17 protein-coding genes, 1 tRNA gene and 2 pseudogenes are annotated in these 22,955 nt (G+C 53.1%); 8 read left to right on the top strand and 12 right to left on the bottom strand.

The window, feature by feature from the left end; genetic code table 11:
• Positions 1-8: 8 nt before the first annotated feature.
• The 10 genes from ACZ1HV_RS02230 to ACZ1HV_RS02185 form a co-directional block, all read right to left on the bottom strand.
• A complete protein-coding gene (locus ACZ1HV_RS02230; RefSeq protein WP_472717187.1) occupies positions 9-1,295 on the bottom strand; it encodes a hypothetical protein in 1,287 nt (428 codons plus the stop codon).
• Positions 1,292-2,821, bottom strand: coding sequence for a VWA domain-containing protein (locus tag ACZ1HV_RS02225; protein WP_472717186.1), 1,530 nt, complete (start codon positions 2,819-2,821; stop codon positions 1,292-1,294). The genes ACZ1HV_RS02230 and ACZ1HV_RS02225 overlap by 4 nt, the downstream gene beginning before the upstream one ends.
• Entirely contained in the window at positions 2,818-3,801 is a 984-nt protein-coding gene (locus ACZ1HV_RS02220) for a VWA domain-containing protein (protein ID WP_472717185.1), read from the bottom strand. Before ACZ1HV_RS02220 ends, ACZ1HV_RS02225 begins: the two co-directional genes overlap by 4 nt.
• Positions 3,798-4,268, bottom strand: a complete 471-nt coding sequence (locus ACZ1HV_RS02215) for a DUF4381 domain-containing protein (RefSeq protein ID WP_298962922.1) — start codon at positions 4,266-4,268, stop codon at positions 3,798-3,800. The genes ACZ1HV_RS02220 and ACZ1HV_RS02215 overlap by 4 nt, the downstream gene beginning before the upstream one ends.
• Entirely contained in the window at positions 4,265-5,272 is a 1,008-nt protein-coding gene (locus ACZ1HV_RS02210; RefSeq protein WP_472717184.1) for a DUF58 domain-containing protein, read from the bottom strand. Before ACZ1HV_RS02210 ends, ACZ1HV_RS02215 begins: the two co-directional genes overlap by 4 nt.
• A 30-nt stretch (positions 5,273-5,302) precedes the next feature.
• Positions 5,303-6,307 (bottom strand): AAA family ATPase, encoded by a 1,005-nt coding sequence (locus ACZ1HV_RS02205; protein ID WP_472717183.1) that lies wholly within the window; start codon positions 6,305-6,307, stop codon positions 5,303-5,305.
• A 48-nt stretch (positions 6,308-6,355) separates the two neighbouring features.
• Entirely contained in the window at positions 6,356-7,333 is a 978-nt protein-coding gene (locus ACZ1HV_RS02200) for an HAD family hydrolase (protein ID WP_472717182.1), read from the bottom strand.
• An 80-nt stretch (positions 7,334-7,413) separates the two neighbouring features.
• Positions 7,414-8,967: an arylsulfatase gene (locus tag ACZ1HV_RS02195; RefSeq protein WP_472717181.1), complete on the bottom strand. Its 1,554-nt coding sequence runs from the start codon at positions 8,965-8,967 to the stop codon at positions 7,414-7,416.
• Positions 8,968-9,240: 273 nt separating this feature from the next.
• Positions 9,241-11,148: a multiheme c-type cytochrome gene (locus tag ACZ1HV_RS02190; protein ID WP_472717180.1), complete on the bottom strand. Its 1,908-nt coding sequence runs from the start codon at positions 11,146-11,148 to the stop codon at positions 9,241-9,243.
• A gap of 553 nt (positions 11,149-11,701) precedes the next feature.
• Positions 11,702-12,154 carry a MarR family winged helix-turn-helix transcriptional regulator gene (locus ACZ1HV_RS02185; protein ID WP_472717179.1) on the bottom strand — a complete coding sequence of 151 codons (453 nt, stop codon included), beginning with the start codon at positions 12,152-12,154 and terminating at the stop codon, positions 11,702-11,704.
• 133 nt (positions 12,155-12,287) lie between these two features.
• On the opposite strand from ACZ1HV_RS02185, the gene ACZ1HV_RS02180 reads away from it, so the two are divergent.
• Complete coding sequence (locus ACZ1HV_RS02180) at positions 12,288-12,833, top strand: ricin-type beta-trefoil lectin domain protein (protein ID WP_472717178.1); 546 nt, start codon at positions 12,288-12,290, stop codon at positions 12,831-12,833.
• Between the two features lie 9 nt (positions 12,834-12,842).
• Entirely contained in the window at positions 12,843-13,391 is a 549-nt protein-coding gene (locus tag ACZ1HV_RS02175; RefSeq protein ID WP_472717177.1) for a cytochrome b, read from the top strand.
• 123 nt (positions 13,392-13,514) lie between these two features.
• Here the strand turns inward: ACZ1HV_RS02175 and ACZ1HV_RS02170 are convergent.
• Positions 13,515-13,588, bottom strand: a tRNA-Gln gene (locus ACZ1HV_RS02170).
• 285 nt (positions 13,589-13,873) lie between these two features.
• On the opposite strand from ACZ1HV_RS02170, the gene ACZ1HV_RS02165 reads away from it, so the two are divergent.
• The 5 genes and pseudogenes from ACZ1HV_RS02165 to ACZ1HV_RS02145 all read left to right on the top strand — a co-directional run bounded on the left by ACZ1HV_RS02165 (position 13,874) and on the right by ACZ1HV_RS02145 (position 19,732).
• Positions 13,874-15,601, top strand: coding sequence for a Ppx/GppA phosphatase family protein (locus ACZ1HV_RS02165; protein ID WP_298962963.1), 1,728 nt, complete (start codon positions 13,874-13,876; stop codon positions 15,599-15,601).
• Positions 15,576-16,306 (top strand): annotated as a pseudogene (locus ACZ1HV_RS02160) (RlmE family RNA methyltransferase). Before ACZ1HV_RS02165 ends, ACZ1HV_RS02160 begins: the two are co-directional and overlap by 26 nt.
• Positions 16,307-16,379: 73 nt before the next feature.
• Positions 16,380-16,754 carry a YunG family protein gene (locus tag ACZ1HV_RS02155; protein ID WP_472717176.1) on the top strand — a complete coding sequence of 125 codons (375 nt, stop codon included), beginning with the start codon at positions 16,380-16,382 and terminating at the stop codon, positions 16,752-16,754.
• A 134-nt stretch (positions 16,755-16,888) separates the two neighbouring features.
• Positions 16,889-18,391: an IMP dehydrogenase gene (gene guaB, locus ACZ1HV_RS02150; protein ID WP_298815463.1), complete on the top strand. Its 1,503-nt coding sequence runs from the start codon at positions 16,889-16,891 to the stop codon at positions 18,389-18,391.
• Between the two features lie 48 nt (positions 18,392-18,439).
• Positions 18,440-19,732 (top strand): RsmB/NOP family class I SAM-dependent RNA methyltransferase, encoded by a 1,293-nt coding sequence (locus ACZ1HV_RS02145; RefSeq protein ID WP_298962970.1) that lies wholly within the window; start codon positions 18,440-18,442, stop codon positions 19,730-19,732.
• Positions 19,733-19,758: 26 nt separating this feature from the next.
• On the opposite strand, the gene ACZ1HV_RS02140 is transcribed toward ACZ1HV_RS02145, so the two are convergent.
• Positions 19,759-20,898 (bottom strand): tetratricopeptide repeat protein, encoded by a 1,140-nt coding sequence (locus ACZ1HV_RS02140; RefSeq protein WP_472717175.1) that lies wholly within the window; start codon positions 20,896-20,898, stop codon positions 19,759-19,761.
• 262 nt (positions 20,899-21,160) lie between these two features.
• Between ACZ1HV_RS02140 and guaA the strand changes: the two are divergent.
• Positions 21,161-22,734, top strand: a pseudogene (gene guaA / locus ACZ1HV_RS02135) (glutamine-hydrolyzing GMP synthase).
• The last annotated feature ends 221 nt before the right edge of the window (positions 22,735-22,955 follow it).

Here is a 22,955-nt window from a genome sequence, read left to right as displayed (position 1 = left end):
ACAACGTATCAGGTGGGGTTTAAAGCCTTTAAGGAAGACCCAAGCTTCTTCCTTTGCTCGATGCGCGCTTGCTGCCTGAGTTTTGAAACGGAATTCAACACCGATTTCCAGGCTTCATTTTCCCGATTTGAACCATGGTTTGAACTGTTTTCGAACTGTGACTTGCCGAGTGCAAAAAGAGTGTCGTCAACGCTGGTCATATCAAGCGATGCACAATGTCGACCAATCCTTTCCTTCCAGCCGGCAACTGCCATTAGTGTGCCCGGATAATCACGGCTGCGAACCGAGTGCCTGAGCATTCGATAAGCATGAAACTCAGAGAGTTTGTATCCGTTTAGACGGTTTTTGATCCACCTCAGTAAGGGGTGTCCGTACACCTTGATGAAGAGAACAAAAAAGGCTGCAACAACCATAATCGCCAACACTCCAGAAAGAAGTGATCTGGTGTTGAAACTCTCCGATACCGGTTCATTGGCAGGTATGGTTCCAGCGACGTCAAACTCAATCGCCGGAACAGTACTCGTCTCGAATTTGCCGCTTTCAAGATTGTACCAGGACATCGAGAATTCACCGATCCGGTAGCTTCCGGCATTCTCCAGCATCACGGTTACTTCTTCTGACCTTATGCCCTCGACAATGCCCCGGTTTTCACCCTCTTCCAGAACAGGTTCTTTGGGATAGAAGACCAGCCCAGAAACGGTTTCGTCTGGAGTAAGCGGGGGAACGAACATGGGCAAAACACCGCTTACGCTGACAGAGGTGCTAAGCGAAAGCGAATCTCCGGCTCTGAGTTCGTTTGTGACTCCGTCAATAGTTCGGTCTAGTGTCAGTTTACGTGCTGCTAGAAACGGTTTCAGGGTATCCGCGCCTTCCGGAAACTTGCCGATTATCTCAAAAGCCTCGGTTTGCGCGTCGACGACGACTGGCTGGCTGGTTTGCGGGTCGGCATAGGTGACTGTCAACAGTCCAGCCGGTATTTCAAATCGGCCAGCCGTCATGGGATACAGTCGATAGGACCGGGCAACACCTGACCAGGTTTCTCCATCGATCGTATCACTGATCGGTCCACTGGCTCTTGAAGGCAAACGGACTGCGACATTTGGCACTTCAATACTCGGAAACACCGGAGGCGAGGGCAACCAGGTGGGTACAAGTACACTGATGCGATAGATCAGCGGTTGCCCGGGTATTGCCGTATTTTGTTCAAGCGATGATCGCACGATCGGTGACGTGTCGTCTTGTGCGAGCACTGGGCCTGCAAAGATAAAAATGAGCAGCGTCAGCCAATGTCTCATTGAGCGCCCCTTGCAGCTTCCAATGCAAAGCGGGTCTTCAGAAAATCTCCCGTTCGCGTATCAACTGTTCGCATCCATTGCTCGGCTGTTTCAGGCAGAGCTTCACCGGTTGGCTGTTGCGTTTGGGTGCCGCGCCCCGCCTCGTTGTCAAAGGCAACATCGTCTGCGCCGATCCCACTTTTACCGGTATCGGATTGTTCGCGTGTTGTTTCGACATATTCAAGTATGTACCGCGCAAGCTCCAGATTGTGCTGCGCAGCCTTGTTGTTGGGATCGCGAGCAACAGCCTTTTCAAACGCTGCAATTGCTGGTCTGTAGGCCCGTGATCGGAGCAATGACATGCCTTCACCCATGGCAGCGTCCGCGCTTTCCTGCCAGGAGTACAGCTCAGCAGCATCTTCATATTTTCCGAGCCTGTAGAGTGAAAAGGCCCTCCACATCGGGTTTTGAAACAAATCTGCGGCCTTTTCATATTGCTTGTCTTCAAAGGCCATTCGCCCCAGTTGATCGGGTGTGAAAAACCAGTCTTTCCACCCGTCAGCACGCACTTCGGAAGACTGCAGAAAAACCCCGGCTGATAGCAGTACAACAGCCCACTGCATCGTCCATCCTCTGCGGAACCAAAAGAGCATGATCAATACCGCCGGAAATGCCAAGAAGCGCCCCTGGTCTCTCCATTTCTGACGTTCATCATTCGCGAGAGCTGCTTCATATACCGCGTTGATGTTTCGAGATACTTGAACAACGTCTTTGCTGTCCGGTGTCATTTCGACCACCTGGTACCCTGACAAAGCGCTCAGTTTTGACTTCGACTCTTGATCACGGGAGGAAAACCAGAACAAAACAGGCGAATTGGCACCTTGAGCATGTTGTGACAAAACCGCTGTATCCGCATCCGCGATCTCATCGGCCATGAACAGGATTGCACCGGGAACATCCTGCGAAGACAAAATGTCCTGAGCCAGTTTGAGAGCGGCCTGCAAGCTGGTGCCATTCTTCGGCATGATCGACGGATCCAACCCTTCCAGAAACGGTTTCAGGACGGCCGGATCTTCCGTTAGCGGCACAACCTGGTGTGCGGTTCCGGCATATGCGACCAGTGCGGTCTTTGCACCGGATCTTTCAGTCAAAAGATCAAGGACCTTTTGTTTCGAGCGCTCAAGTCGGCTTGGAGCTATGTCGACTTGCATCATCGACTTTGTGACCTTCAGCGCGACAACAAGAGGGGCAGTGTCCGAAACAAGTGGGTTTGGAATTCGTGACCAGGTTGGTCCGGCAGCTGCCAACACGAGAAGTGAAAGAACAAGAACCGCGCTATCAACCGGTCGAATGCTTTGCTTGCTTTGTGAACCCACCTGTAGTGCCCTTGCCAGGTGCGGCGCAATTGAAGATGGAATTGATGCAGACCGACCAGCAGCACCCCGAACCAACCACCACAGCATTCCGACTGGAAGCAAAAACAAGAGCCACCAAGGACGGATAAAATGAAACACGGAAAGGCTGTCGAAAAATCCGTCCGGTATCATGCAAGCCTCCGGCGTTCTTTTAGAACATGCAGAAGAAGCAAGGCGAAAAAACCTGTAGATGCTGCAAGCGCCAGCAGGACATATCCGAGACTTTCTCTCGGCCGGTATGTTGACGTCTCGACCGCGCGAGGCTCTTGAGCGTCGATACGCTTGTAAATGTCGGAAAGTGCAGCCTCGTCTCCAGCAAAGTAATAGGATCCATTAGCCTGTTCAGCGATATCTTTCAGACTTGCCTCGTCGAGCTTTTGTTCACCGCTTCCTGCCGGATCACCGACACCGATCGTTATGATGTCAATTCCGTCCTTTGCTGCGATCGCCGCTGCATTGATTGGTGTCATTCGGCTGCCGGTGTCCGCACCGTCGCTCAACACTATCAACAACTTGTCGGCAATCTCACTTCCTTGAAACGTCTTGATTGCCAGACCGATAGAATCGCCGAGTACGGTGTGCGGTCCTGCCATGCCAACCTCGGTTTGATCAAGAAGCGCTCGCACACTCTCCAGGTCTTCGGTGAAGGGGGCTTGCACAAACGCTTTTGCGCCAAACACGATCAACGCAATGCGATCGCCATCCCGCTCAGCAACAAAACTTCCAACCACCCGTTGGACAGCCTCCAGTCTTTGCGTCTTCTCCCCATTGGATGCCACAAAGTCTCTCTGATCCATCGAGCCGGAAATGTCTATTGCGAGCATTACATCCCGCGCTGCCTTTTCGAGTACGACGGGGTCTCCGACTTTTTCAGGGCCGGCAAGGGCACAAACTGCAAACGTCCAGACCAGCCCGGCAGCAACAACTTGAACGACCGATCGTGAAAAAACGACTGAGCCAGGTTTGGGCTCTTTCCCCACAGCAGCTGCCAGTCGCCTGAAGAATGGCAGGCGCAGGGCCGACACTCTTTCACGGTGCGCGGGAACCAGGAAATAGACGGCAAAAGGCAGAGGCAGAAGCAGAAGCAAAATGGGCGCGTTGAACTCGATCATGACAAATTCGCCTGATGCGTAGAGATCCAGGTCCGCGCAACATCATAAAGATCGGAGGATGTGTCTTGCTGTTTGTATGGTGCGTGCGCGATTTGCCGCCCGGGGCCTGCAGAAAACCCAGATCCATTATAGCTTCGGTCCAAAAACGCAAGCCAGTCGGCACCATGAAGAGAAGCAACTTCGGTGCGCGGATAGGCGGTGAGGGCTGTCCGTCTCACGATTTCCGCAATCCGTGCCGCGTCATTCGAAAACGTCTCAAGCTCTCTAAGTGCCTGTTTGCGATAGGCGTTTTTGCGACGGTGTCTGATCGCCATCCAGACAGATGCAAGCACAATCGCCAGAAGAAGCAATCCGAGCAATATCCAGCCGGCCGTTTGAGGCGCCATTGAAACTGGTTGGGGGACCGGCACTGGCTCCAGCAACTCGAAAAGCTCAGGTAGCGTAAGGCCTTTCCAGTTTTCTTTCAAAGATCAGTCCCCCGGTTTTCAGGTGCTCCGCCGGTGAGTATTCGCAGTTGAGAAAGTGTGTCTTTTCCTGCGCTCAGTGGAAGGACAACCAAACCGAGACGTTTTTGCCAATGAAGCAGATCAGCAAGTCGGCCTTTGGAAAACGTTTCAAGGCGCTTTCGCACTTCGCCGTGAGTTGTGTCGAGTTCGACCTGTAACTCGCCATCGGAAACGACGATTTTCAAGTCGTTTGGAATCTCCTGGGATATGGGATCCGTGATCGGGCACAGAATTACGTCGTTTCGGCGTGCAATACCGGCAATCAAGGTCTCGGTACGGCCGTCGATACCATCGAAGTCGCTCAAGATGACAACCAGATGATCCCGTCTTGCGCTACGCGCGACCAAAGAAAGCGGTTGGTTGAGACCCATCGGTTTCTGATCGGATGGTGCATACGCATTTAACATCCGGTTAGCGCGTTCCAGCGCGGAAAGGAGACGATGGCAAGCTTTTCTGCTGTTTCTCGGTCTCACTTCACTCAGCAACTCATCTCCGAAGACAATACCTCCGATACGATCGCCCTGATCCAGCACTCTGAAAACAATAAGGGCAGCAGCTTCTGCAGCCGTTACGGATTTCATAGCGTGCCGGGTTCCAAAGAACATGGACATGCGTTGATCAACAACAACAAGAGTGGGGCGGTCACGCTCTTCGCTGTAAACCCGAACATGAGGCTCGCCCGTTCTCGCGGTCACTTTCCAATCGATTGTGCGCGGGTCATCTCCGGGCAGATATCCGCGTAATTCTTCGAAATTCAGCCCCCTTCCGCGAAGGCGCGATGCATGTCGACCGTTCAAGACACTCGAGGATGGTTGATTTGAGGGAAGAAGCCTCAATGACCTGACACGTCCCTCCAGGGATTTCAGGTGATCCAAAGTGACATGGATGCGCAGGTCGCCCTGGTTCGACTTGGCCGGGCTTGACCTGACCAGTCCCGTTCGAACTCTTGCGGCGCGATCCCTCATGTGGATTGGTCCTGCCTTGTTGAAGCACGCCTATGACAAGGCAACGTTCTTGATGATCTCTTTCACGACTTCGTCTGGCGTCACGCCATCTCCCTCAGCTTCAAAGCTGATGGTCAATCGGTGTCGAAGCACATCGTAAGCGATAGCTTGGACATCCAGAGGATCAACATAGTCGCGACCGGCGAGCCAGGCATGTGTACGCCCGCACTTGTCGAGCGCAATCGATGCACGCGGACTGGCTCCCAGTTCGATCCAATTAGCCAGGTCGTTTGAAAACCTGTCCGGATTGCGCGTTGCGTGGACGAGATCGGCCATATAACGCTCAATTGCCGGCGACACCGCGATGGCTCCGATTTCCGCACGTGCCGAAAAGACGGTTTCCAGAGAGACCTGAGTATTTTGTTCCTCGCGAGGCAACTTTGTTTTGTCGTTTTGGCTCGCAGCGACAGCCTTTTTTTCTTCGTCTCGCACCAATTGGACGACTTTCACCTCATCTTCGACAGGAGGGTAACTGATCAGCACATGCATCAAGAACCTGTCCATCTGGGCCTCTGGCAGTGGATAGGTGCCTTCCTGCTCAACAGGGTTCTGAGTGGCCATAACCATGAAAAGAGGCGCCATTTCATGCGTTTTACCCGAAACGGTTACTTGCCGTTCTTCCATGGCTTCCAACAATGCTGCCTGCACTTTGGCTGGAGCGCGATTGATCTCGTCTGCCAGTACTATGTTTGCGAAAATGGGGCCCTTCTCGAAGCGAAATGTTCCCGCACCACCCGACTGGTGATAAACCTCCGTCCCGGTCACGTCCGAAGGAAGAAGATCCGGTGTAAACTGGATACGACTGAAGTCAGCTTGCAAGTTTTTCGCGAGCGCCTTGATCGCCCTTGTCTTCGCCAGACCAGGCAGGCCTTCGATCAGCAGGTTTCCATTCGCAAGCAGTCCGATAATCAAGCGATCAATGACATCGACTTGACCGACTATCGACTGTTGCATTCGTTCTTTCAGCTCATTGATCTGATCTCGGGTGCCGCACATGAAGGTTTCCAGTCGAACAAAGAGGCAAGGAATTATGGCTAATAGGCCTCAATTTGGAGAGCCGCTCCACACACGGTTCCAGTCTTTCGCCATATCAACAAGCAACCAACCGCGATCCGGTCCCTCATCCAGTCCTCTGACAAGCTTGCCAACATGACTGTTCCGGTCATAAGCCCATTCACGTTCTGCATCCGTGTGATGAACGATGAGCCCAAACCTGGGACCGTCGCCTGACGTCGCCCATTCCAGCATCTCAAAATCGCCGTCCGAATTGCCGCCCACGAAAATCGGTTTTTTACCGATCTTGTTGTCGATCCCCACCGGTTTGCCGGCCTTGTCATCGATAAACGCAATTCCGGGATCCTTTAAAATCGTCGGAACGCCCTCAACCACGGCGTATCGTGTCACTCCTGCACTGCCGATTACTTTTTCCGGAGGAATGCCATAAGCCCTTTCGACGAAAGCCCGCATGAAATGGATGCCACCGCCGGACACAATATACGTGTCAAAGCCTTCGTCCCTGAGGAAACGCAACAACTCCAGCATCGGCTGATAAGTCATGTCTGTATAAGGCACATTTTTTGTAGGGTGTTTTGCGCTCTCTATCCAGTTGGCAACGTCTTGTGTGAATTCATCTACTGAAAGCCCGGCATGGGACGCCATGACTATTTCCAGCAGGCCCTCTTCACCTGACTTTGCCACTGCCTCCATATCGCCAGCCGCCGCAGCTTCCAACGTTGCACTGGTCAATATTTCAGGATTGGCGGCCGCCTTTTGTTTCAGTTTGTCGAGGGCGTAAAGCAGTTGGAAATAGACAGGTTTTTCGGCCCAAAGTGTCCCGTCATTGTCGAATACAGCGATCCTGTGGCTCTGGGTAACGTATTCAGGTGAGGCAGGGTCGGTAACAGACCCGACGAAATCAATAATCTGTGCCTTAGCTGCTCCATCGTTCCACGAGGGCAGGGGATCGGCGAGTGCACTTCCCGTTACCATCAGAACAACAGCAATCGAACAGAACAGGCGCATGTGAGCCTCCCGAAAATTTCTAAAGTGCAATGAAAAACCGCGATGGCCCCTGAAGTCCACCGCGGTTGTACAAACAGCTTTTACTGCGCGCCGCCTGGCGTGCTGAGTTTATCCATGACCTGGTCGAGGGAGAAACTCGCAGCTTTCTGGCGCGGCGGAAATTCTTGGAAAGTGGCAAGGAAATTCCCGACATACTGCTGCGCGGGTACAAGCATATAGGCCCGGTCGATCAACCAATCGTAATAGGTATTGGAAGTCTGATAGGACCGCTCGTAGGGATCGCGGCGCAGATTGAAGATAAGCGGAAGACGCAGAACCGTGAAGGGTTCGATCCATGCCCGCAAAGTCTTGTATTGTTTCTGCTCCATGAAGATCAATTTCCAGTCGTTCCAGCGCAATGCCGTCAGATCGCCGTCATCAGAGAAATAAAAGATCTCCGCTCTTGGTCCGGTGTCTTCTTCACCCAGAAGTACCGGCAGGAAGTTGTAGCCGTCGAGATGAACTTTGTATTCGCGCCCAATCGCTTGAACGCCACCGTCTTTCAGTTGTTCCTTTATTTCCGGAGCGCCAGCGGCAGCCAGGTAAGTCGGCAACCAGTCCATGTGATGCATGATCTCATTGGAAACAGCGCCTGCTTCAATCTTGCCAGGCCAACGGACCATCGACGGAACACGCCATCCACCTTCATAGTTGGTGTTCTTCTCACCAAAAAACGGTGTCGAAGCAGCGTCAGGCCAGGTGTTGTAGTGCGGGCCGTTATCCGTTGAGTAATGGACGATTGTATTGTCAGCTATGCCAAGCTCATCGATCAAATCAAGAAGCTGGCCGACATGCAGATCATGCTCGAGCATGCCTGCTGAATATTCATCAAGATTTCTGCCGGCGAGCTCATTTGCTCTTTCGCGCATTTCCGGCTTCACGTGGGTTCGGAAATGCATCCGGGTACCATTCCACCAGACATAAAAGGGTTGCCCCTGATCATTTGCCCGTTTGATGAAGTCGATAGCGGCGGTTACCGTCTCGTCATCGACAGTTTCCATACGTTTTTTAGTGAGAGGGCCTGTGTCTTCAATCGTACCATCAGCGGAAGACTTGATGACGCCACGAGGACCGAACGCCTCACGGAAAGTTCTGCCGTCTGCCAGCGTCATGTTTCCGGGATAGTCCTCGTTCTCTGGCTCTTCCTCGGCATTCAGGTGATAAAGATTGCCAAAAAACTCGTCGAACCCATGATTGGTCGGGAGATGTTCATCCTTGTCGCCGAGATGGTTTTTACCAAACTGTCCGGTCACATACCCTTGTGCTTTCAGGAGACCGGCAATTGTCGGGTCTTCCTCCTGCATGCCGAGATCAGCACCTGGCAAACCAACTTTCGACAGGCCCGTTCTGAAAACGCTTTGTCCAGTGATGTAGGAAGACCGGCCTGCTGTGCATGACTGCTCGCCATAATAGTCGGTGAACATCATGCCTTCTTTGGCAATCCGGTCGATATTAGGCGTGTTGTATCCCATTAAACCGAATGTATAGGCAGATATGTTGGATTGTCCGACATCGTCACCCCAGATGACGAGAATGTTGGGCTTACCTTCTGATTGTGCCAGCGCAGCCCCCTCCGGCGAGACTGAAGGCTCCAATGGCACAGGCCGCAAACATTGCGGCTCTGAAGTTATACTGAAATGGCATGTTTGATAATCCTCCCATGTACACTGGTACTGACTAAAATTGTTATTAGTACCAATGCGTTGGACGTCGGTTCATCAATCAGATGTCGAATTTTCCCTTGCGTCAATACAGAAAGCGAAATTTAATTTTCTAAAGGTCATAAGCCTCGTAAAGAATGCCTAGGCCCATTCATTCTTCGACCCGAAAATACAGCTAAAAGTGGAAATTCGGCGCCAGTCGACTGGTCAACGGCCTTGAAAAAGACGCTCAAAGTCAGCGAGCCTCGTGTCATCCGGGATCAGTTTTTTCGCTCGTTGAAGGGTCATTTGTGCATTGGTGTAGTCTTGAAGCGCCATAAAAAGACGGATCTGCATAATCCAGGCATCTGCCAATTGCGGATCGAGCTGCGTGGCTTCTTGAAACGCCCTGATGGCGGCCTTCGGATTTCGCAAAGTCAGGGCCGTACCCGCGATAACCATATGTGTTTCTGGATAATCCAGCTTGGAAGAAAGGGCGGCACGCCACTCGTCGTTAGCATTCTGGGCGGCACGTTGAGTTCTTTGGTCTTCCACCCCTATTGAGGCTCCCAGAAGCTGCCTAGCTGCGGCAATACGAACAGACTTCAGAGGGTCTTCCAACAATTTGGACAGCAGCTGAACCTGAGTGCTGGCCGGCTGAGAAGCCGTCAACGAAACGGCTGCGGCCCGCACAAGAGGGTCGGAGTCGCTCAAGAGCGAAAATGTCTCACTTTGTGCATCGGGTCTTGAGTGTTGTGCGTACAAATTGATTGCCGAAGCGCGCACGATTCCGGGCAGCGTCTCTTGCCGTGCAATATTAAGCAATTGTTCTCCAAGTCCCGTCACACCTCCGCGTGCCGGGGCAAATACTGAAGCAAAATGAGGTGAACGATGGTCACTATCAGGAAAACGCGCTTTTAATTCTTCCGCAGCCCAGGACGCTGGCTTGTCCGTGTGACAATCCGTGCAGGCATTCGGCGTTCCAAGAGACGCACTGAGATCCGGCCGCGGAACCCTGAAGGAATGGTCGCGGCGGCCGTCAATTCCCATATAGGTGCGTTCGATCATGTGACAGGAAACGCATTGCGCTCCTGCGGTTCCTGTTTCGTGGAAGTGATGGTCGGAGCTGTCATACCTTTTAAGCGTCAATGAGGAGAACTTGTTGTTACCCGCTTCAGAGTGACATTGAGTGCAAACCCCGTTTCCCGCGGCCTTTAGTTGGCCGGAGTGGGGCTCATGACAGTCCGAGCATCGGACACCTTCAGCATACATTTTTGATTGAAGAAAAGACCCGTAGACATAGACCTCATCCCGGATCTGACCGTCAGCGTGATAAAGTCCATCCCGCAGCAGCGCCAAGCGATAGCTGTCGTGAAAGGGCGTGCCGGGAAGCGGATTGCCGTCTTGATTCGGCTCTCGCCTTGAATGGCAAGCCGCACACTGTTCGATTTCCGTATGCGCAAATGCGTCTTTGAAATTGACGCTAAGGCCTTGATCGTCTGTTCCTTCAAAGACGGAAAGTTCTGACGAAGAAGCACCATTCGCCCAAGCAACGTGTGCTTCCCCCGGCCCATGACAAGCTTCACATCCTACACCGATCTCAGACTGAGTACTGGAGTAGCGTCGCGTTCTTGGATCATAGTTCTTTTGAAACCCGGTTGCGTGGCATTCTGCGCAGCGCGAATTCCAGTTCTTGTATGGTCCGGACCAATGATAACCATCATTGGGTGCCAGCACCTGATCCGGGTAAAGGTGATACCAGCGTTCGTTTTCCTGGTCCCACGCGATATCTAGTGATTGCAAGCGCCCTGGTTCAGTCTCAATCAGGTATTGCTGCAAGGGTGTGATGCCGGCAACCCCTTTGACTTCAAGGACTTTATTACCTCCAAGAATGTCGGATGTCTCGATGAAGTAACGATCACCGTCCTTAAAGAACCGCGTCTTGCGACCTCGATGCTCAAATGCGGAATTGTTGAAGTCGCCATCAACGTTCTCATCATCAACGGAGAGCCAGGCCAAGGCATGATGACTGGATTTCCAGTCTTGATAAGCCCCTTCGTGGCACGACTGACAAATGGCGCTGCCTTGATATCCAGGAGTTCTTTCGTTTGCACTCGCATGCACTTGGAAAAGCATGAAAGAAATCATGGACCAGCATAGAAAAGACCCAATCTGCATCTGGCCCCACAGGTTCACCAGCTTGCCAAAGAAGAATTCGAAACAAGCAATCGCTTCAGAGCTTAACGAGGCACCGGCAACCCAACAAGTGATGGAACTGACGATGATATCCTTTAGGTCACAGTTCGAAAGACGCTTTGCCTAGGGAAAAATACAGCTGGAAAAAATGGAGTCCCAGCCAGAATACGTAAGCCTCTTGCAACAAACGAAGATTGACCTTCAATACACCCTTCCAAGAATGGTTCGTGGCCAAGTTTCGGAAGTCAGTCTGGATAGGCTCAGGAAACACCAGTTCTGACCAGATCGAACCGAGGCAACCGGCATGGTTTAAACGACCAGGAAGCCATGTCCGGTGGTTCTAGGTGTTCTGCAAGCAAAACGGCAGCAAGGAAAAAGCGCTATCATTGCCGGGCATTCGCTCACAGTTTGCTGTGATGAATCCGCGCCCCGGTTTGACAATCCGATAAAGATTGGTGATTGGCGACTTTGGAGTGACACCGAGGATGGAAACTCAGGTCCTGCGCCGTTCTTTTTCTGGCTGCGCTCCCCCTAAAGCATTCCGGAGCTTCGTGGAAAGGACCGTAAGTGTCTCTGCCTGATCGTCACCGAGTGCCGAGGTGATCAGGAACGTTGCCTCTTGCCAGACGATCCACACTTTCTCCAGAACGTCGCGGCCGTCAGGTGTCAGGTCAAGAATATCACTGCGGCGGTTTTCGGGGTTTGTGTTTTGCGTGATGAACCCGAGCGCTACCAGCCGTTCCGTCATCGAACTCATGCTGCCCGCCGAGATATCGAACTGTTTTGCCAGGTGCCTCTGTGAGGTCGGTCCGATCTGCGCCAAGGCATCCAGGATGAGCGCCTGTCGGTGACGGATCCCAGTTGGTCTTAGCAGGACTTCAATCCGCTTTTCCAACAAGGTGGCTGAATGCAAAACGGGGTGGATGGATATCAGTGCCTGTTTCATGACCTGACAACGCTATCGAACAAATTCATGATCCTGGCACATTACGGTCACAAAGTTCTGATGTAAATTGTTTGTATTAGAACAATTGGGTGGCAGCGAATTGCGCCATCAAAGGCATTCAAGGGGTAACATCATGAAATTGATCACCGGGATAGCGCTGGCATTCCTTGGCCTGGCCACGCTGGCCTTACCAGCCAAATCAGCTGGAAACCTGGTTGAAGTCCAGTTGACTGACAGGCTGGACGACGCGCGCGGCTACTGCCTTGATATCGCTGGCGGGCGGGGCAAGAACGCGCCGCTGGACAAGGGTCTTCAGGCTCACACTTGCTACAACTACACGGGAGATATCCTGGAAGATCAGGGCTTTGATGAGGAGCTCATCGGCAAGGGAGAGTTTCGCATTCCTTATTTTGACGTCTGTATGACTGTCCCGTCTGTTGAAACCGGTGCGCCGATTATGCTCGACCAATGCGGTGACACCGACACACAGAAGTTCACGTTGAATGACAATGGTCAGTTGGTCGCCCAAGCCGATCCGAAGTTATGCGTAACAGTGAGCAGTACGGAGAAGCGGGAAGGGCGCGGCGGCTCTCCAATCCATGTGATGCGGCCCCTGTCCCTCCAGCCCTGCGAAGAAGCCAGAAAATCCTACCAGACCTGGACACTTTTTGAATTGTAGGAGCATTGGATGAGTGCCAACCTCTCGAGAACAGCCTCATATGATGGCATTTCGCGGTTCAATCACTGGATCATCGCTGCTGCAATAATCGGGATGATCTGCTTCGGTTTTTACCTGTCGGAATTCGTTGAAAGTGGTCCAGGCAAAGGACAAATGATTGGAATTCACAAGGCAGTCGGAGTGCTCATCCTCATTTTTGGGCTGTGGCGCGTTGGCTACCGGTTGAAGCAAGGTTTTCTGGACGAAGCTTCCGTAATGCCTGACTGGCAGCGTCTCACGGCCAAGCTGGTCCACATCGTCCTGCTTGCTGGGATCATAGTTATGCCGATCTCAGGCATAATCGGATCCTACTTTGGCGGCAGAACTACCAACGTGTTTGGCCTGTTCACAATACCTGCTGGCAGGGAAATAGAAGCGCTCTCCGGAATGGGGCACTGGCTCCACGGCGCCTACGGCTGGCTAATGGTAGGTGCACTGGCGCTGCATGTTGCCGGCGCGTTGAAGCACCATCTTGTTGACAATGACTCAACTTTGACCCGCATGATACGCCAGCAATAAGTGACCGGTGTGCCGTATGTGGGATGCAAACAACCGAAAAAGAAATTCAATTGCCAGGAATGCCGAGATCAGCCGATCCGGGAGACGATCGAACGGCTCAAAATCATTGATCCAGTGAAGGGTTGGCTGGGGAACCTGGATTCGAACCAGGACTAACGGAGTCAGAGTCCGTGGGTCTACCGTTAACCTATTCCCCAATCGGGCTCACTTTGTGAGCAACCAATGTTTCGAGTGGAACACGTTTCCACCTCGAACAGGTGAGCCGCATATACATCCATCATATTCTTTATTGCAAGGCCCGTTTTTGACTTTTTTGAAAATTCGACCGGACCGTGGTCTCGGAGACATTCCGATAGGTTCCGGTCTCGTAAGTGCTTTTCCATCCGCCATCAACCTGTTACAGTTTTTGCAACGAAAGATACGGTTGCGAACTGCGCCCATGGAAACCATGTCGGCTGCGGCGGCGACCTGAAAGGCAAAAAGTGACTCAGTCAGGTCAGGAACCGCCCGATTCCGGGCGTGGTATCCCTGATGAGTCCGGGAACAGCGGAGCTTCGTCGGAGCTCCGGACCACGGGTAGAAGGCGTCGAAAGCGCCGTTCTGGCAGTGGTGCAAAAGGCTCTCCCGTCACACAAAACGGTGTGGCGGCTGCGTCATTTGAAGGGAAGGGACAAAACCCGACCCTTGCTGTCTCCGGATCCATCAGTACATCGCATGACAATCAGGCGCGGCCATCGACCGATGGTGAAGACTCGGCATCGACACAAAAACGGCGCAGAAAGCGTCGACGCGGTCGTGCAAAATCTCAAACCGAACAGGCCTCCGGCACACACCAGCAACAACACGCTCTCAACCCGCATTCTTCGTCGCAACCGCAACCTGGTGCGGAAGGGGTCACCAGTCCAAAAGGCAAGAAAGCGGCGAGGCGGCGTGGCCGTAAACGGTGGCAGGCGCGCAACAATCAAGGTGTTGAGCAACAGGCAGTCAGCGGCAATCGTGCCAGCAACGTAACCTCGCAAAATGTCTCAGGTCCAACCGAGGAAAGTCTGAAGCCACAATCAAGGCAGAGATCTGAGGCAAAATCCGACAATTGGGCCACATCGGCAACCGGTGAGTTTCAGAAACCCAAAAGGCCTCAGGGATATCGTCCCAAAGCACCTCATGGACAAAACAGCAGCCCTCTTTATGCAGCGCTGGATCTCGGCACAAACAATTGTCGGCTCTTGATTGCCAGGCCGGAAGAACGTGGATTTCGTGTTGTCGATGCCTATTCAAGAATAGTTCGACTGGGTGAAGGCGTCGATTCGCAGAAGCGACTGAGCGATGCGGCGATGGACCGGGCAATTGAGGCACTCGCGAATTGTCATCGCAAACTCTCTGACCGCGGTGTTGCACGCTCAAGATTGATTGCCACTGAGGCGTGCCGGGCGGCAGAAAACGGATCCGAATTCATTGACCGGGTGAAGACCGAAACCGGCCTTGCTCTGGAGGTGGTCAACAGGGAAACGGAGGCGCGTCTGGCAGTTGCCGGATGTGCGTCGCTTGTCGACCATGAGGCCGATGGTGTCATCTTGTTCGATATCGGAGGAGGATCTTCCGAAATTGTCTGGCTCGATCTTCGCAATCGGTGCGGTGCTCGTGGCTATGCGCTGACACGGTTCATCCGGTCCTGGATTTCACTACCGGTTGGAGTGGTGAATTTGGCGGAACGGCACGGTGGTGTTCATGTCACGCCAGATATATTCGAAGCGATGGTTGAAGACGCAGCCGACCACCTTGCTGCGTTCAATCTTGCTAACAATCTCACTGAAGCAATCGCTTCCGGCCGTGTTCATATGCTCGGCACCTCTGGCACGGTGACGACGCTGGCCGGTGTCCATCTCGGGCTCAAACGCTATGACCGGCGCCGGGTCGACGGAACGTGGCTCGATGACAGTGATGTTTCCAGAATGATTGATGAGCTGCGCGACATGCCTTATGAGGCGCGCATGGAGAACCCTTGCATCGGTGCAGATCGCGCAGATCTTGTGCTGGCAGGCTGTGCAATTTTAGAAGCAATTCGACGTCGTTGGACCTGCCCGAGGCTCCGAGTTGCCGACCGGGGCCTGCGCGAAGGTATCCTGACCGAGTTGATGGCGGCCGACGGAGTTTGGGCGCGTCGCAGATCGAGGTCGCGTTTCGACCGTGGCCGCCAAGGAAACAGAGCATGAGCCGTTCAAAAAAGGATCCGGAGATCGCGGGCTCCACGTCAAGGTGAAAACCGCAGCTGGCCGTCGGGAGTCGTCCACGCGCTGGTTGGAGCGTCAATTGAACGATCCCTACGTTCGTCGCGCCAAGATCGACGGCTACAGATCCCGAGCTGCCTATAAGCTGATTGAAATTGACGATAAACATAAGCTGCTTAAGCCTGGATACCGCGTCGTTGACCTTGGGTCTGCGCCTGGAGGCTGGTGTCAAGTTGCGGCTCAGCGGGTGCAATCAAGCATCGAGGCTCCCAAAGTCGTTGGGATCGATTACCTGGACATGGACCATGTTCGCGGCGCGACGTTCCTGAAGAAAGACTTCCTGGATGATGATGCACCGGCAGTGCTCATGGAAGCTCTTGGGGGGCAAAAACCCGATGTCGTTCTTTCGGATATGGCAGCTCCGACAACAGGTCACAAGCAAACCGATCACCTGCGTACAACACACCTGTTCGAGATCGCTGTCGATTTTGCGAGGCAAAATCTGGTTCCAGGGGATCATTTCTGGCGAAAGTGTTCAGGGGCGGTACTGAAAATGCGCTCCTGCGAGATCTGAAAAGAGACTTCAAGACCGTCGCGCATTTGAAACCACCTGCTAGCCGCAAGGAAAGTCCGGAGCTTTATGTGATTGCAAAAGGATTTAGGGGCACAGAGCCCGAGCCCGAATCTTGATGCGTTGCTTAGAATGACCGAATTTTGAAGCGCTGATAGGCCTAGCTTGATTGCTTGTAAGGGGTTCATATCAATGGCAAATACAGAGGACTTCAAAAGGGCCCTTCAAAAGTCATGGAGCCTTGAATCCAGTACCCTCTGGTCAGTGGATGTGCCTGCCGCCGGTCAATGTGGTGTTACGGCCCTTGTTGCAAATGACATCTTGAACGCCCGGATTGTCAAAACCCGCTTTGGCCTCTCTTGGCACTTTTACAACTTGATCGACGGGCACCGATACGACTTTACGCGAAGCCAGTTCGAGTATCCGATCGTCTATGATGACATTCCAGCCTCGAGGGAAGAGGCTCTGGCTGACACGAACGCCCAGCAGTATGATTATTTGCGCGAGGCAGTGATTGCTGCCCTTTTGACAGAACTGGATGGGGATAATTCTTCGGATCCAGTATGACCCTTTTCATTCTGTCACCTGCGTGTTATTGACCCGCGCCAACTTCTCCGGCACAGCCGAAGCGACTCAACCGATGCTGGCGTTCAACGAGAACGGCCGGTGTTTCAGCTATTTTTCATAAAGGGGAATTGGCCATGGCATCATTCTTTGTCCCGTCGACCGGACAGCAAGCCCTGACATTCGACGATGTTTTGCTGATACCCGGCCACTCTGAAGTCATGCCTGGTGATGTGGACCTTCGAACCAAGGTTACACGTGATCTGGAACTGAATATTCCAATTCTTTCGTCCGCAATGGACACCGTCACTGAAGGCCGGCTGGCAATCGCCATGGCGCAGGCCGGCGGCATCGGTGTCGTTCACCGCAACTTGTCTCTTGATCGGCAGGCTGAAGAAGTCCGCATGGTCAAGAAGTTCGAATCCGGCATGGTCGTCAATCCGCTTGTGATCGGGCCTGACGCTTCGTTGCAGGAAGCGCTGGATCTGATGAAACGTTTCGGGATATCGGGTGTCCCGGTTGTTGAAAACGGGGGCTCTGGCGGTCAGTCCACCGGCAAACTTGTGGGAATTCTAACGAACAGGGACGTCCGGTTCGCTTCAAATCCGAACCAGAAGATCCACGAATTGATGACAAGCGAAAACCTGGTCACTGTCAGCGACAACGTCAGTCAGGAAGACGCCAAGCGTTTGTTGCATCAAAACAGGATTGAAAAGCTTCTCGTTGTTGACGACAACCGCAATTGCATAGGACTGATCACCGTCAAAGACATGGAAAAGGCGCAGCTCAACCCCAATGCGTCGAAGGATGATCAGGGGCGGCTGAGGGTTGCTGCTGCAACAAGCGTTGGCGAAGAAGGTTTTGCACGTGCAGAACGTTTGGTCGACGCAGGCGTTGACATGCTTGTGGTGGACACGGCTCACGGTCATTCCCAGAAGGTTCTGGATATGGTTGGACAGGTCAAGAAACTGTCCAACTCCGTTCAGGTTCTTGCGGGTAATGTCGCGACTTCGGAAGCAACCCGAGCGTTGATCGACGCCGGTGCTGATGCGGTGAAAGTCGGTATTGGCCCGGGCTCAATCTGCACGACTAGGATTGTTGCCGGTGTGGGCGTTCCACAATTGACCGCAATCATGGAATCCGTCGAGGAAGCCAGCAAACAAGGCGTCCCGGTCGTCGCAGACGGCGGCATTAAGTTCTCTGGGGATCTTGCAAAAGCCATTGCTGCCGGCGCGGGCTCAGTCATGGTTGGGTCACTTCTGGCCGGAACAGAAGAAAGCCCGGGTGAAGTCTACTTGCATCAGGGCAGATCCTATAAATCTTACCGCGGCATGGGATCCGTTGGTGCGATGGCGCGTGGCTCGGCCGACCGCTATTTCCAGGCTGAAGTCCGTGACAGTCTGAAACTGGTACCTGAAGGAATTGAGGGGCAGGTTCCATATAAGGGAATGCTCGGTAGCGTGCTGCATCAATTGGCTGGCGGCTTGCGCGCTGCCATGGGTTATGTTGGCGGCAAGGACATTCTTGATTTTCAGGAAAAGGCCAGATTTGTGCAGATTTCCGGAGCCGGTTTGCGGGAAAGCCATGCACATGATGTTACGATCACGCGGGAAAGCCCGAATTATCCTTCAAATGTCTGAGCGAGCCTATCAGCTCGATAAGAGTTTTAAGAACTACAAAGGATTTGCATGAAAGACGGTGGACGCCTGGCGGCTGCAATTGAAGTGTTGCAGGAAGTCGAAACGCGGCATCGTCCCGTTCAAGCCGCACTAAGAGACTGGGGAACAGCCCACAGGTTTGCGGGGTCTGGAGACCGTACGGTGATCGGGAACCTTGTTTTTGACGCGTTACGCAACAAGGCGTCGCTCAGCGCCGTGATGCAATCAGGCGACCCGCGAGGGCTTGTCCTGGCAACCTATGTCAAATCCTGGGAAAAAGGAGTTGTCGCTCTCGAAGAGGCACTTGCCCAGGACAGACACGCGCCCGAGCCTTTGTCGGAACCTGAAAAACAACGGCTTTCAGAAGATGCAGAATTGAGCTTGTCACCTGCCGAAGCTGCAGACATACCAAATTGGTTGTGGTCCCGGTTTGAGGACAGCCTAGGTGAAAATGCCATTGCTGAAGGAAAGGCATTGGCGAGACGCGCTCCTGTCGATCTTCGCGTCAACACATTGAAATCGAACCGCGACAAGCTTCTGAAGCGTTTGGCCCATACGGGTGCAAAATCCTCGTCTTTGTCACCACTTGGCATCCGAATTGAAGCAAAACCCGGTCTTGGCCGTATGCCGCATGTCCAGGCTGAGGAAGGCTATCAAAAAGGGTGGTTTGAGTTGCAGGACGAGGCCAGCCAACTGGCCGCGTATTTGGCGAAGGCAGCGCCCGGCGAACAGGTTCTTGACTATTGTGCAGGTGGCGGCGGCAAGACGCTCGCCTTGGCTGCGAGTATGCAGAACAAGGGTCAACTCTACGCTTTTGACGCTGATCGGCTTCGGCTCGCCCCAATACATGAACGGTTGAAGCGGGCAGGCGTACACAATATCCAGGTCAGAGATCCCGCGAGCACGGATTTGACTGATCTTGAAGACCTAATGGATCTTGTGTTTATAGATGCCCCTTGCACCGGAACAGGCGTTTGGCGCAGGCGCCCTGATTCAAAATGGAAATTGTCGGAAAGAGCACTTGAAGACCGCATAAAAGATCAGCGGCATGTGCTTGAAAACGCAAAGAAATATGTCAAAACTGGCGGCCGGTTGGTATATGCGACTTGTTCTGTTCTACGCGAGGAAAATCAGTCTCAATCGGAGTGGTTCCTGAAACAGAACCCCGAATTTCAGCCTGTTTCAGCGCTCGAAATCTGGAAAGAGCTGTTGCCGGAAAAGGCCTTGCCAGACCACGTGTCTGAAACCGGATCACTCTTGCTGTCACCGCATTCGACAGGTACCGACGGTTTTTTCATTTCCGTGTTTCAGAAGCGAGCCTAGGTTCGCAACTGGGGCGCCCAAGGTTATCATGATCGATCCTGCCGATTGAGGCCAAGAACATTTGGCATTCCATCGCCGACCGGGTTCAAGCGCGAAGTCTCTGAATTCTGCGGAGTATCGCGGCTCATATCAACGCTTTTGCTAGGAAGCCCGGATTGAGTTGCAGAGTTTTCCCGCGAAGTCTCGGGAACAACTTTTTCGGCGATCAAAGTTTCAATCAACTGCCGAACACCTGGTTCCAGCTGTTTGTTCGAGGCGTGACCGGTCAACACCGATCTTGCTTCCGTTGCGTATTTTAGCGAGGCAAGTGCTGATCCCAATGCATTGAGGGGCTCTGCTGCGTCTGTATCCTCGTCATGTGCTGCCAGTGCGTAACGAAGTGCGGCAACGGGATCTCCGAGCTTTCGCGAAAGCACGCTCAGTTGCACCATGACTGGGAAGGAATGCGGATCCAGGTCCAATGCCGCTTCCGAGGCTTCTCTTGCGTCCTCGAGGGCTCCTTTTCCGGAAAGCGCATCAGAAAGCACCGATAAAGGATAGGCATCGGTTTTGGAAAGCTGACTGGCCCGAACGGCTAGTTCAATGACTTCATCATAACGCTTTCTGAGCAGGAGGGTCTCCGATAGGCCGATCAATGCGGGCACATGTTCCGGATCGACCTTCAAAGCTTTGCGATAGGCCGCGATAGACGCAGGGATGTGGCCGGTTTTGCCTTGGGTCTCAGCAAAAAGGGTCAAAACAGCTGGCGTGTCAGGCAACAGTTCAACAAGCTTTCTCGCAAGTCCCTCTGCTTCCGCGGCCCGGCCTTCTTTCAACAACACCGTGGCCAGACCAAAAAGTGCGTTTCGATTGTCATGGGCCTGTTCAAGTACGTCACGAAAATTCTGTTGTGCGTTTTCAAGATCACCCTGCAAAAGCTGGCAACTTCCAAGGCTGCCGCGCGCACCTAAATGCTCCGGTTCGGCAAACACAATTCTGCGAAGTTGTGATTGCGCTTCTTCCAGATATCCGGCTTGCAAGAGCGCAGAGGCTGTTCGATATGCGATTTCAGTATCTTGCGGCGCAAGTTCCTGTGCCTTGAGATAAGATACAAGAGCCTTGTCCAGGTTTCCAGATTGTTCAAGAGCAACAGCGTCATCAAACGCTTTACGGGCAGCTGCGGTCATATGGGTCCGGCATCCTTGCGCACCGTTTCACCACCCGGCATTGGACAGTTATGGCACGATCACTGTCCAGACTAAGTAGCCAACAGACAGGCGTCAAAACCGAATTTCAGCCGTACACAGCTTGTAGGAAGACATCGAACTTGACCTCAGGCGAAAACTCCGGCGCAGCTGTTGACGGAGGCGTCAAAAAAATACTGTGAGGGATCATTTCATCCGCCGAATACGGGTTCATTTTGGAGAAAAGACCGGTTAGAAGCTGGCCATGACCCATCATCACGACCGCCTCCTCATAATCGACTTCGGTTCTCAGGTGACCCAGCTTATTGCGCGGCGCTTGCGTGAACTCAGCGTTTATTGCGAAATTCACCCTTATCAGAATGTAAGCGAGAGCTTTCTTGAGGAATTTCGCCCGAAGGCAGTGATCTTCTCCGGGGGCCGGATTCAGTGGTAAGGGAAGGGGCTCCCCGACCACCAAGCGCGGTCTATGAGCTTGGTGTCCCGATCCTGGGCATCTGTTACGGCCAACAGGTCATGATGCAGGACCTTGGCGGCAAGGTCGAAGGTGGCAAGATTTCAGGAGGTGGCGGCACCGCTGAATTTGGTCGCGCCTTTGTCACGCCCACAAGCAGTCCACTGCCAATCCTGAAAGGCTGGTTTGCCAGTGGAAAAGAACAGGTGTGGATGAGCCACGGCGATCACGTCAGTGAACTGGCCCCAGGCTTTGAAGTGTTTGGTGTCTCGCCAAATGCGCCATTTGCCGTGACCGCCGATCAGAACCGCAACTTCTTTGCCGTGCAATTTCATCCGGAAGTTCATCACACGCCCAACGGCAAAACGCTTTATGAGAACTTCGTTCGCCTGGCAGGGTTTACCGGCGACTGGACGATGGGCGCTTACAAAGACGATGCCATCGACAAAATTCGTGAACAGGTCGGGGATAAAAAGGTCATTTGTGGGCTGTCGGGCGGTGTAGACAGTTCTGTGGCAGCAGTTCTCATTCATGAGGCGATCGGGGACCAGCTGACATGCGTCTTTGTCGACCACGGGCTCTTGCGCCAGAACGAAGCGGACGAAGTCGTTTCCATGTTCCGCGATCATTACAACATACCGCTCATACATGCAGACGAAACCGAATTGTTCCTGGGTGAGCTGGATGGCGTTTCCGATCCGGAAACAAAACGCAAAATCATTGGCAAGCTGTTCATCGATGTTTTTCAAAAACACGCCAACGAGATTGAGGGCGCTGACTTTCTTGCGCAAGGGACCCTATATCCGGATGTCATCGAAAGTGTGAGTTTTTCCGGAGGCCCATCGGTCACCATCAAGTCCCATCACAATGTCGGTGGCTTACCTGAAAAAATGGGTCTTAAACTCGTTGAGCCTTTGCGCGAACTTTTCAAGGATGAGGTGAGGGAACTCGGTCGCGAACTTGGACTTCCTGAAAGTTTTATCGGGCGTCACCCCTTCCCGGGACCAGGACTTGCAATCCGTTGCCCCGGTGAAATCACGCGCGAAAAACTGGAAATCCTGCGGAAGGCTGATGCAGTTTACATCGATCAAATCAGAAAACACGGGCTCTATGACGAAATCTGGCAGGCGTTTGTTGCCATTCTGCCGGTGCGCACAGTCGGTGTCATGGGCGACGGTCGAACCTACGATTATGCCTGTGCGCTTCGGGCCGTAACGTCGGTCGACGGAATGACGGCAGACTACTACCCGTTTGAGCATGAATTCCTTGGTGAAACCGCAACCCGTATCATCAATGAAGTCCAGGGCATAAATCGCGTAACCTATGACATCACATCGAAGCCTCCCGGAACGATCGAGTGGGAGTAGCGTGCCTCAAAGCATTGAGCTGTGCATGACGGCTCTCCAAAGGCCCTGAAACCCTGAAAGCAAAGTCTTGGCGTCAAGTTGCCCGAACAGTGTTGATCAAATTGACCTCAATCCCGATTGCTCAGCTTGTGCTGCTCTTTGCTGTGTTGTGTTTGCATTCGATAAATCCGAATCCTTTGCAATAGACAAGGCCGCCGGAGAAGAGTGTCCCAACCTCGGCA

The sequence above is a fragment of the Roseibium sp. JB4-4 genome, assembly GCF_055693425.1.
This window is presented reverse-complemented; position numbering and strand designations above follow the sequence as displayed.

Excerpts from the sequence above, each read along its gene's own strand:
- ACZ1HV_RS02175 (WP_472717177.1), top strand. The coding sequence starts at position 12,843 with ATGAGTGCCAACCTCTCGAGAACAGCCTCATATGATGGCATTTCGCGG.
- ACZ1HV_RS02200 (WP_472717182.1), bottom strand. The coding sequence starts at position 7,333 with ATGCGCCTGTTCTGTTCGATTGCTGTTGTTCTGATGGTAACGGGAAGT.
- ACZ1HV_RS02140 (WP_472717175.1), bottom strand. The coding sequence starts at position 20,898 with ATGACCGCAGCTGCCCGTAAAGCGTTTGATGACGCTGTTGCTCTTGAA.
- guaB (WP_298815463.1), top strand. The coding sequence starts at position 16,889 with ATGGCATCATTCTTTGTCCCGTCGACCGGACAGCAAGCCCTGACATTC.
- ACZ1HV_RS02190 (WP_472717180.1), bottom strand. The coding sequence starts at position 11,148 with ATGCTTTTCCAAGTGCATGCGAGTGCAAACGAAAGAACTCCTGGATAT.
- ACZ1HV_RS02145 (WP_298962970.1), top strand. The coding sequence starts at position 18,440 with ATGAAAGACGGTGGACGCCTGGCGGCTGCAATTGAAGTGTTGCAGGAA.
- ACZ1HV_RS02155 (WP_472717176.1), top strand. The coding sequence starts at position 16,380 with ATGGCAAATACAGAGGACTTCAAAAGGGCCCTTCAAAAGTCATGGAGC.
- ACZ1HV_RS02205 (WP_472717183.1), bottom strand. The coding sequence starts at position 6,307 with ATGTGCGGCACCCGAGATCAGATCAATGAGCTGAAAGAACGAATGCAA.
- ACZ1HV_RS02230 (WP_472717187.1), bottom strand. The coding sequence starts at position 1,295 with ATGAGACATTGGCTGACGCTGCTCATTTTTATCTTTGCAGGCCCAGTG.
- ACZ1HV_RS02180 (WP_472717178.1), top strand. The coding sequence starts at position 12,288 with ATGAAATTGATCACCGGGATAGCGCTGGCATTCCTTGGCCTGGCCACG.
- ACZ1HV_RS02210 (WP_472717184.1), bottom strand. The coding sequence starts at position 5,272 with ATGAGGGATCGCGCCGCAAGAGTTCGAACGGGACTGGTCAGGTCAAGC.
- ACZ1HV_RS02225 (WP_472717186.1), bottom strand. The coding sequence starts at position 2,821 with ATGATACCGGACGGATTTTTCGACAGCCTTTCCGTGTTTCATTTTATC.
- ACZ1HV_RS02220 (WP_472717185.1), bottom strand. The coding sequence starts at position 3,801 with ATGATCGAGTTCAACGCGCCCATTTTGCTTCTGCTTCTGCCTCTGCCT.
- ACZ1HV_RS02185 (WP_472717179.1), bottom strand. The coding sequence starts at position 12,154 with ATGAAACAGGCACTGATATCCATCCACCCCGTTTTGCATTCAGCCACC.